Origin of the sequence: Acinetobacter sp. UBA6526, from assembly GCF_002434875.1 — a bacterium.
In the GTDB taxonomy this organism is placed as follows: Bacteria; Pseudomonadota; Gammaproteobacteria; order Pseudomonadales; family Moraxellaceae; genus Acinetobacter; species Acinetobacter venetianus.
In genome coordinates, this window is sequence record NZ_DJLC01000214.1 from 1 (window position 1) to 8998 (window position 8998).

10 protein-coding genes are annotated in these 8998 nt (G+C 37.0%); all 10 read right to left on the reverse strand.

Going from position 1 to position 8998, the window contains the following annotated elements:
- Positions 1–117: 117 nt before the first annotated feature.
- Positions 118–297 (reverse strand): hypothetical protein, encoded by a 180-nt coding sequence (locus B4237_RS14585; protein ID WP_161418518.1) that lies wholly within the window; start codon positions 295–297, stop codon positions 118–120.
- Between the two features lie 66 nt (positions 298–363).
- Positions 364–738: an antitoxin Xre-like helix-turn-helix domain-containing protein gene (locus B4237_RS14590; RefSeq protein WP_017396149.1), complete on the reverse strand. Its 375-nt coding sequence runs from the start codon at positions 736–738 to the stop codon at positions 364–366.
- A complete protein-coding gene (locus B4237_RS14595) occupies positions 713–871 on the reverse strand; it encodes a hypothetical protein (protein WP_169030846.1) in 159 nt (52 codons plus the stop codon). The genes B4237_RS14590 and B4237_RS14595 overlap by 26 nt, the downstream gene beginning before the upstream one ends.
- Before the next feature lie 138 nt (positions 872–1009).
- The gene (locus B4237_RS14600) at positions 1010–1426 is read right to left on the reverse strand and encodes a hypothetical protein (RefSeq protein ID WP_107908888.1); all 417 of its coding nucleotides are present in this window, start codon (positions 1424–1426) and stop codon (positions 1010–1012) included.
- 1 nt (position 1427) lies between these two features.
- A complete protein-coding gene (locus B4237_RS14605) occupies positions 1428–3551 on the reverse strand; it encodes an integrase (RefSeq protein WP_107908886.1) in 2124 nt (707 codons plus the stop codon).
- A complete protein-coding gene (locus B4237_RS14610) occupies positions 3544–5100 on the reverse strand; it encodes a site-specific integrase (protein ID WP_286943728.1) in 1557 nt (518 codons plus the stop codon). The genes B4237_RS14605 and B4237_RS14610 overlap by 8 nt, the downstream gene beginning before the upstream one ends.
- A complete protein-coding gene (locus tag B4237_RS14615) occupies positions 5093–6319 on the reverse strand; it encodes a site-specific integrase (protein WP_125518672.1) in 1227 nt (408 codons plus the stop codon). The genes B4237_RS14610 and B4237_RS14615 overlap by 8 nt, the downstream gene beginning before the upstream one ends.
- Before the next feature lie 155 nt (positions 6320–6474).
- Entirely contained in the window at positions 6475–7053 is a 579-nt protein-coding gene (ssb, locus tag B4237_RS14620; protein ID WP_007482778.1) for a single-stranded DNA-binding protein, read from the reverse strand.
- Between the two features lie 52 nt (positions 7054–7105).
- Complete coding sequence (locus tag B4237_RS14625) at positions 7106–8470, reverse strand: MFS transporter (RefSeq protein ID WP_278595578.1); 1365 nt, start codon at positions 8468–8470, stop codon at positions 7106–7108.
- Between the two features lie 136 nt (positions 8471–8606).
- Positions 8607–8998: DUF475 domain-containing protein (locus B4237_RS14630; RefSeq protein WP_286943734.1), on the reverse strand; the 392-nt coding region annotated here is incomplete at its 5' end.

Below are 8998 nucleotides of genomic sequence, written 5' to 3' on the forward strand. Positions count from 1 at the left end.
CAGCATACTTTTTGAAACACCACCAAATACACATATTATCTAGGCTTTAGACTGTACATTTTACCGCCTGAGCCATGTATAAGATTACATCATGGGCAGTAACGACAGAAGTTAATGTCATTTGTAGGCAAGCTTTTTAAGTTCAATTAGATGCCGACTTATTACACGATTAGCGGCATGCATCATTACACGCATTGAAGCCTCATCATCTCCAAATTGCATTGGCACAACCTGACTCATCGAAGGTGGACGAGGCTTGCGATTTTCAGTCATAAAGTCTTTAAAACGTTTAACCATGCTGCATCTCTCAGAGTTTCTTAACAATAGAATTAAATTCTAATACACATAATCTCTTTATAGAAATCACATTTTCGCTCGAACCGAGTCAACAAAATGTAGCACTGTGGTCAAGCCACTAATAGTCTGAATCTGCTCAATTGGAACTCCTTTGGTCGCTTCATTATAGGAATTCATGAAGTAGTGAATCCATTCTGAATCTCCACCACTGAGTACATATACTGCACGATAAATATCAATGAGCAATATGGCCAGTTCTCCTTGCTTAGTCGCAGGGTCGAGTTCAGGATTGGCTTTAAAACTACTGATAGTGTCACAATGCACCCCAATCACAGATGCAAGCTGTGCTTCTTTCAGGCCAAGCTGATCCGCAGTGTTAAGCAATGATTTTGCTAACACTACTTTAGACTCTACATTAGATTGGGTAATATTTGTCTTCATAAGCTTCAATAAGATTAACTAAAATTTCCATTTCCTCAGCTTCAGGCGATCCTTCATCTGCCTGAAAGATGTTTTCTAAGCGAATAAAAGCATTCGTAAGATCATCATCACTTCTAATTGGTTTAATATCCATAGATATTTCCTCATTCTCATCGTGTCCTCCAATTCCTAAAATCCAGAAACAGGAGCGTAGACATCAATTTTGATTACTTTATTGCTAGTCTGGTTCATCTATTATTACGTTGCCTTTTGCAAAGCAACCTTGACCAATTCAGTCAGAACTTTTTTTACTCATCGGCTCATTTAGTTTAGCAATACTTAGCCCATACTTATAGGCGTTGTACTGCCACACTACGAACTGTTCCAACAACAAAGCGTTCTCTTTTTCCAGTCTGGCATTCTTAACCTCCAAAGCTTCAATTTTAGTTTGAGCAATTTTTAAACTAGCAGGTAGTTTCTGTGTTGCATTGCTCTTAACCTTTGACACTTGTGGTTTTTTGCATTGATCATAGGCAGTCTTAATACGCACATATTTCTGTAAAGTTTGACGAGTTGGTGCAGGCACAAGTTCGAGCTGTAGCTCAATGGCCTGACATAGCCGCTCCCAAGTCAATTTCTGATCTAAAGGCCAATAATCAAGAAGCTCAACAATATTCTCGATGTCTTTATCGGTTAAATGCTGTGCCATATCAAATCCATAAATCCATTTGCAATGCAGGATTGAGCAAATGTGGTTCATCCTCGATCTTTTTACGTTGAGTATTCTCAATAACAGGGATACGTTTACGACCTGCTTTTTGATACGCTAAATCGAGATGTGTAACATCTTCAGAAGGGGGCAAACTCAAAGGTGTTCCATCGGGAATGTTCGGATCATCCAGTAGAGCAATCATCTGTTCACAACGTTTAATTGTAAGCTCTCTAGTTTGCAACCAGACCGTTGCACCAGTAACATTTTTACTAACAGCCTCCTTATCCTTTGCCCATAAGATTTTTTCTTTTCTAAGTCGATCTTCAAGTCGTTTTTTCTTTTCTGCATTACCCTTAATACAGACATGCTCTGTACAATTAAGACAGTTTCTATACTTTAAGCAGGGTTCATCAATATAAGAATGTGTACAAAGTCCAAACTCAGTAGTGTGCATAGACAATGTTGTTTTGGTATTTAGCTCTTGTAGAGTTCGAGGTGTAGCGATCTGGAATGTAAATGTACTATCAGTATTTACTGTACTAACCTCATTTTTCTGCATCTCAATTAAGCTAAAATTACGATCTTCAACTGAAGTATGGTCATATACTCGATTTTGCTTCATATCAGCCCGCCCTGACCATTTAGCGAGTAACATGCTATCCATTCCATTGGTATTTGCTATCGTATTCAATAAATGTCGAAACTGATGGGTAGACATACTATAGTCACCATATCCCCACCGTTGAAAAATAGATTGGACATTTGATAACTCATCTTTTCCTTTCTTCTTCTTTTTAGTAGGTGCTAAATCCTCATTTAAAGTATCAATATGTGGCATCCATAACTCTGTTAATATTGGAGAATATATCTTGTGATACTGATGAGTAAAACAAGCGAATAAAGCTTCTGACCATTTAACCTGTACACCATTACCCGTTTTAAACGGTATATAGGGAAAATCTTTAGGTAGTCTATTTCGTAGGGTAATATTTAAATCATTCAAGCAGACTGAATAATCATGAATAGGAATCTCACGAGTTTTTAAAAATTGTATACCGCTGTTATTTGCTTGACGATCATCATATAGCGTCACATCAAAACCCATTGCCATTAACACTTCCGTACGCTTTAATAATTGATCATCAAGTACTTTGGGACAAAGCTCATGTCTCGGAAATTTATCGCTCGTCTCAAGCAAATATGCTAAATGTCTAGGCTTCTCTGACATCTTAATCAAACGTTCAATAGCCCGTTTTACCGTTGGGATCATGACACTTGGAATGTATTTAATGTCATGCCCATAATTTTTCTGTGCATACCACCTAATACCTAATACTGTCTCAATATTAAAACCATCTGCTGTAAGCCCTAAACTGCTCTTAGAAAGCGTTTGGACTTCTTCCTCGTGGATACAATTATGCTTTAAGAAAAATAGCTCTGATGCTCGTTCAGGTGCAGCTAGAAGCAAACTCACAGCACTGGTGACAAAAATATCTCTATCTGACAATTCTGAATCTTTCCGTGAAAAAATATCAGCTAATGCAAAAATCGCATCCTCATCAGGAAGTTTAGATTCTCTATGTTCCTCTGACTCCTCATCTAGCACAATCGACTTATCAGCAGGTTTTTTAATTGGATTTTTCCATTCTGGTAAAGCAACTATTTTTAATTGGCGAAGAAAATCCAATAGAATCTTTAGTTGTCTACCTACATGGTAAGCAGAACTCGCTTTATAATTTACTTTTGCATTTTCAGCAGCCAAGTCAAAATCTGCAATCACCAATTTAGTTAAATCAACTTCACCATATCGGTCTAAGCATACTTGTTCTATTGCCCGAATTGAAAAAATTGTATCTTGGGTTTTTAACTTGCTCTTAATTCTCTGATACTTCACATACGCTTTGGCAAATTCTAGAATTGAATGATGCAAAAGATTTTCAGGTAATCTATCTTTGGATGAAATACCCGTTTTGACAAAGTTTACTTCACCTTTCCAATAATTCTCATCAAATCTAATATCTTCATTTAATTCTGATAACTGTTTAACAAAATCAATAAACCGCTTTATTTCGGAGTAAGGAGATTGAACTTTGTCAGATGGGAAATATATTAAATCATCCATGATTGAACTCCTTACAAGCATCAATTACTTGCTGAACGGCAATAATTGTTCGGTCATTCACGGCAGCGACCTCAAGGCTACACCCCATCGTAATTAGATCATCCCGTTCTTTAATTAATTGCTCTAGAACTAGATGGTGAGGTGCATTTGCCCAAGGCATAAACTTGCTACACAGATAACATGCGATTGGTGCGTAATCGTTACAGTATTGATGTGTACCACATGAGCCGACATCACAATCCTGTTCTACACAAGAAATTCTATTCGCATCTTTAACTTGTGATTGAGCCTCAATCTCATCCTTTACAACTTTCCCCTGAAAAGCATCTGCATATTTGCGTAAGCTTTCATCCATGATGGATGAGATTTGTTGTGCAATTTCAGGAATACTCTGTACATAACAGTGTGCATTTTGCGTATCATGATGATCTAACAGCTTTGCAATGACATTCACGCCTGCTTTTTGCCTAGCCGCATTTGTTCCAAGCGTATAGCGAAACCGATATGCAGTGATATGTATTGGTTTACCGGTTTCTCTTGAACGGACACCAAGTTTTTGAACAGCATCTCTCAATATTTGAGTTAATTTGATAGTAGGTAAATGAATAATTTCTGTTGGCAAAATTTGAGAAATTTCTTTTTTATTGCTCCAATCTAGATTGGCTAACACCTTAATATCATAGAAAATTGGTAACTCTGCAAGCTCCTGTTCCGATACTTCTCGCTTTATTTGCTTTGCTAATTTCTGTTTTAAAATTTGAATATGTTCAAATAAGATTTTCGCAATACTTTCCCGAATTCCCACTTCATTAAAAGCAAATCGGAATCCACTAGCACCTCTAACTTTAGCTCTCGGAATGTTAAGGATATGAACTGCATTTGTATCATTAAAATTATATTTATCCGACACATATAGGTCTTTCACCTTTAATCCTGAAATTTGAATTGGTCGTCTACCAGTCGCACAAAAAACACGAATTAGAGCAGCCTCATAATAGGAAATCTTATTTTCTGCTAAATATTCATTGGTTCTAGTGATAATTGTTTGAAATTCAAATGGGCTAAATGGGCCTTCATCTGGATCAAGGGAAAGGACTGCTGCTCCTTTTTCATTGCCACTCAATCTCCATGAATCCATTAGATCGTAAACTTCATCATCTACTGAGGAATAACCTAAATCATATAGTTTCTTCAAAAAGACTCGTAGCATAGCTACTTTGTATTCATCTTTTTTTGCCGAATAAAAATTTTTATAATTTAAAAGACCTTTAATTGAAAAATGATCCTCTCCTGTAATATCAAAATATTTACCAATATATTCGCACATGTTTGCTGTATGTGAACTTGAACTATACTTAGCAAAATGAACCAAAGTCATGACTACATCAGATTGGACAGAAAACTCAAAATTTCGTATACGAGAGATATCTATAGTTTTATTGATATCTAATACCCATTTCTGATCATCGATACTAAACTCATAACCTTTGAATGAGGTAAAAGTATTTTGCGACTTATCTAAACTATCGATTCGAATTGATTTATTCATTTTCATCCTCAAATTTTTCTTGGATACTTAAGCCAACCTCTACGGCACGCTTATTCTCTGCACGCCTTGAATATCTTCTTGCGCTTTGTGAGTTAGGTATCCATCCCATTAGATAAGCACGATCATTTTCAACTTGAGCTTCAGTCGTTTGACCTGTTGCCACTAAAAGTTGAGATTTCTCAGAAAATTTGTCATTCCAAGTATGTCTAAATGCATGTGCATGTACATTGAATAGAACAACTTTAGAAATTTCAGAAAAGATTTTATCTAGAGCTTTTATTGATAAAGGTTTACCTTTATTTGATAAAATCAAAAAGTCTGTTAGCTCTGCATGCGGTATGGCTGATCTATAATTTAAAATGTAAGTTTCTAATTTTTTCTTTAAGTTTTGATTGACTGCAATTGATCGACTTCTAGTTTTAACCAAAGGTTGATATAGCCTAGAATCACTACCATCATGAGGATTACGCCTAATAGTAAGATATGATGTAACACCTTGAGAGGGAGTTATATCTGTAATTTTTAAATTTAATAATTCACCTTTACGACATCCAAGATATAAAAACAAATAGATAATTAGCTCATTTCTATAAGTAAGGTAATCTGAAGTCCAGATACGATTCTGATTATCAGGATCAACCGCCTTGAAAATTTTATTTAATTGATCACTATCAAAAGATTTGTATTCAGACTGAATATCCATGGACTTACGAGGTCTACGAGATTTTAACAAACGTTTTGTACTTGTTATTGCTGATGAATGAAGATGCGTCTCAAACCATCCAATATATTCAGCAAAATTAGTTAACCGCCTATATATTAATTGTTTAGATACATAGTCCTGAGTAACAACCAATTTTGCTCTAGATCGCTCTTTATTATTACTTTTTGGAAAACTTATGATCTTTTTTTTTGAATCTGCCCCACCTAATCGACTGCGATTGAAACTGGTTAAATTTACTAAAGCTTCGATTTCATTTAATTTTAAAAAATCTTTACTTTTTATCCTTTGTTCCAAGTCAATTCCTAACTTATCCAACAACTGAAAGAGCAACTTAATATCTTCCAAAATAGCAGAAATTGTATTGATTGATTGACCACGATTTCTTAGATGAATGATCGTATATAAATTTGGATAAGTCATAGGAACACCATCACTATTCAAAAGAACAGCGAATCTCTCACCACTACTCATTACAAATCTTTTAACAGACATCATGATTAAATTTAACAAAATATCTAAGTGTTAAATATCATAAAATATAATTAAAAAAATTTACAGAACTATTTCTAGTGTCTGTAAATTTCTTTTGTAACTAACTACTAATAAAGAATAATTTTATAAACTTTACAAAACATGGTCTCTAGTAGGTGTCAGAACGGTAAATCATCATCTAAATCAGCTGGTGCTGCCGCAGGCTGTGGCGATGATTTAGGTGTATTAAAACCATTTCCAGCTTGCGGACTACCTGCGTAGTTACCGCCTTGTTGACCATAACCATTTTGATTATTGTTGTTATAACCTGTGTTCTGGTAACCACCGCCCTGATTACTATTATTGTTATTAAAACGCGGTTGGTTGAAGTCGTTACCGCCAGCAAAACCTTGCTCACCTTGTTGACGTGAATCAAGCATTTGCATTTGATCGCCACGGATTTCCGTGCTGTAACGCTCTTGACCATTTTGGTCTGTCCATTGACGTGTACGCAATGAACCTTCGATATAAACCTTCGAACCTTTACGTAAATATTGTTGTGCAATTTCACCTAAACGGTTGTGCAACACGATACGGTGCCATTCCGTTTGTTCTTTACGTTCACCCGTGCTTTTATCTGTCCAAGACTCACTTGTTGCAATCGAAAACTGAGTTAAAGATCCACCATTTGGAAAAGTTTTTGTTTCAGGATCACGACCCAAAGTTCCGACTAAAATTACTTTATTTACACCACGCATTAGCTTATCTACTTCCTATCTATTTCTATGTTTTACTTTATAAGAGTTATGCTTAAATGGCTACCTCTTTCCCTAACAAGTGCGTTAAATCTTGTCGCGCAGAATCATCAATTTGATGTTTATCGACCTTTATATAAGCAACTTGTTGTTCAGACATCACCACCACTTCTTCAATACCACGAATCGCCAGTAATTTTGAAGTCCATTCATCTGTTTGTTGCGCTTCAGGTAAACGCAATACAATCGAAGACAAATATCTCGGCTGAGCCAGCCCAAAGCTTACGAGCAACCAAATTATAGCAATACCAGCCAACACACTCCACCCAAGCGAGGTGTTGTGTAACATTAACAATTGACCACCCAACGTACCGCCGAAGAATGCACCTAGGAATTGGCTACTTGCGTTAATTCCCATCGCAGTTGCTTTCGATTGAATGGGTGCAGATTTCGATAACCACGATGGTAAAAGTGCTTCCATCACATTAAATGCAATAAAGAAAATTCCTAATCCTGCCAGTAGTACATATTTAGATTCATAGCCAAAAATCAGAATCAATAAACCTGCAATAATGCCTGCAATCGCAGTTAAGAAAATACCACGCATCTTGCGATATTTTTCAGCAATGATGATGCTTGGAAAAGCAAAAAATAAACTAATTAACAACAATGGCAAATAGACTAAACCATGCTTTGCCAGTGGAATCTGTGCGTATTCAATCAACTGCGAAGGCACATAAATAAACATCGCTGTTAATAATAAATGCAGTGAAAAGACAGAAACATGCAACCGGTTTAAGTCGCTAATTTGTATGACTTGTTTGAGTTGAGATAAATAACCTTGCTGAAAATTCTTGTGATGGCGGGTTACTTTCGGCACCAACAACAACATTAAAATTGCTGCCAAGCCCATAATCGTGGTCACGAAAAAGAGTCCAGAAATCCCAACCAAACTAGTGAGCCAAGGCCCTAGACTAAATGCCACCACAAATGACAAACCAATACTCATCCCCATGGCAGCCATCGCTTTAGTACGTTGCTCCTCGCGAGTAACATCTGCAAGCAGTGCCATCACCACAGCAGAAACAGCACCCGCACCCGCAACAGCACGCCCGATAATCACACCATAAATCGTATCCGACATCCCAGCAATCGCACCACCGAGGGCGAATAGTAATAGTCCTAACACCACCAAAGGTTTACGACTAAAACGATCTGCCAACAAGCTAAATGGGATTTGCAAAATAGCTTGCGTTAAACCATAAACCCCCACAGCTAAACCAATTAATGCTGGCGTTGCATATTGATAAGACTGCCCTGCAACTGAAAAGACAGGAATAATCATGAACAAGCCCAACATGCGTAAGGCAAAAATGCTACTTAAGGCAAAGGTTGAACGGCGTTCTAAAGCATTCATCATTGGCAAGACACTATTACTGGCTCAGCGAATTATAAGCCATTCGCTTAGAATGCGCTGAAAAAATCACAAGCTAAAAAATCAAAAGGGACGTTTCCGTCCCTTTTTCTGATCTTAGATCATTAAACTGAAAGCAAACTTAAGAGATTCGCTGTTCATGCTTACTATATTGAATGGACGCAATCACCGCCCAAACAATGAACGCAACACCGATCAATCCTGTCACCACTTCTGGAACATGCACACCCGTACCACTGGCAATCATAATGAATGCCAAAGCACCGATAGCATAATGCGCACCATGTTCTAAAAAGATATAAGCATCCAATGTGCCTTTCTCAACCAAATAAATCGTCATCGAACGCACAAAGATTGCACCAATCGCAAGACCCAACATGATGATCACGACATCACTGGTAATCGCAAATGCACCAATCACACCATCAAAACTAAACGATGCATCAAGTACTTCAAGGTACAGGAAACCACCGATTCCGGCTTTCACTACCCCAGAGGCTGCACCATTAGAAT

Coding starts and splice junctions, on each gene's coding strand:
- B4237_RS14585 (WP_161418518.1), bottom strand. CDS start 297: ATGGTTAAACGTTTTAAAGACTTTATGACTGAAAATCGCAAGCCTCGT.
- B4237_RS14590 (WP_017396149.1), bottom strand. CDS start 738: ATGAAGACAAATATTACCCAATCTAATGTAGAGTCTAAAGTAGTGTTA.
- B4237_RS14595 (WP_169030846.1), bottom strand. CDS start 871: ATGGATATTAAACCAATTAGAAGTGATGATGATCTTACGAATGCTTTT.
- B4237_RS14600 (WP_107908888.1), bottom strand. CDS start 1,426: ATGGCACAGCATTTAACCGATAAAGACATCGAGAATATTGTTGAGCTT.
- B4237_RS14605 (WP_107908886.1), bottom strand. CDS start 3,551: ATGGATGATTTAATATATTTCCCATCTGACAAAGTTCAATCTCCTTAC.
- B4237_RS14610 (WP_286943728.1), bottom strand. CDS start 5,100: ATGAATAAATCAATTCGAATCGATAGTTTAGATAAGTCGCAAAATACT.
- B4237_RS14615 (WP_125518672.1), bottom strand. CDS start 6,319: ATGATGTCTGTTAAAAGATTTGTAATGAGTAGTGGTGAGAGATTCGCT.
- ssb (WP_007482778.1), bottom strand. CDS start 7,053: ATGCGTGGTGTAAATAAAGTAATTTTAGTCGGAACTTTGGGTCGTGAT.
- B4237_RS14625 (WP_278595578.1), bottom strand. CDS start 8,470: ATGATGAATGCTTTAGAACGCCGTTCAACCTTTGCCTTAAGTAGCATT.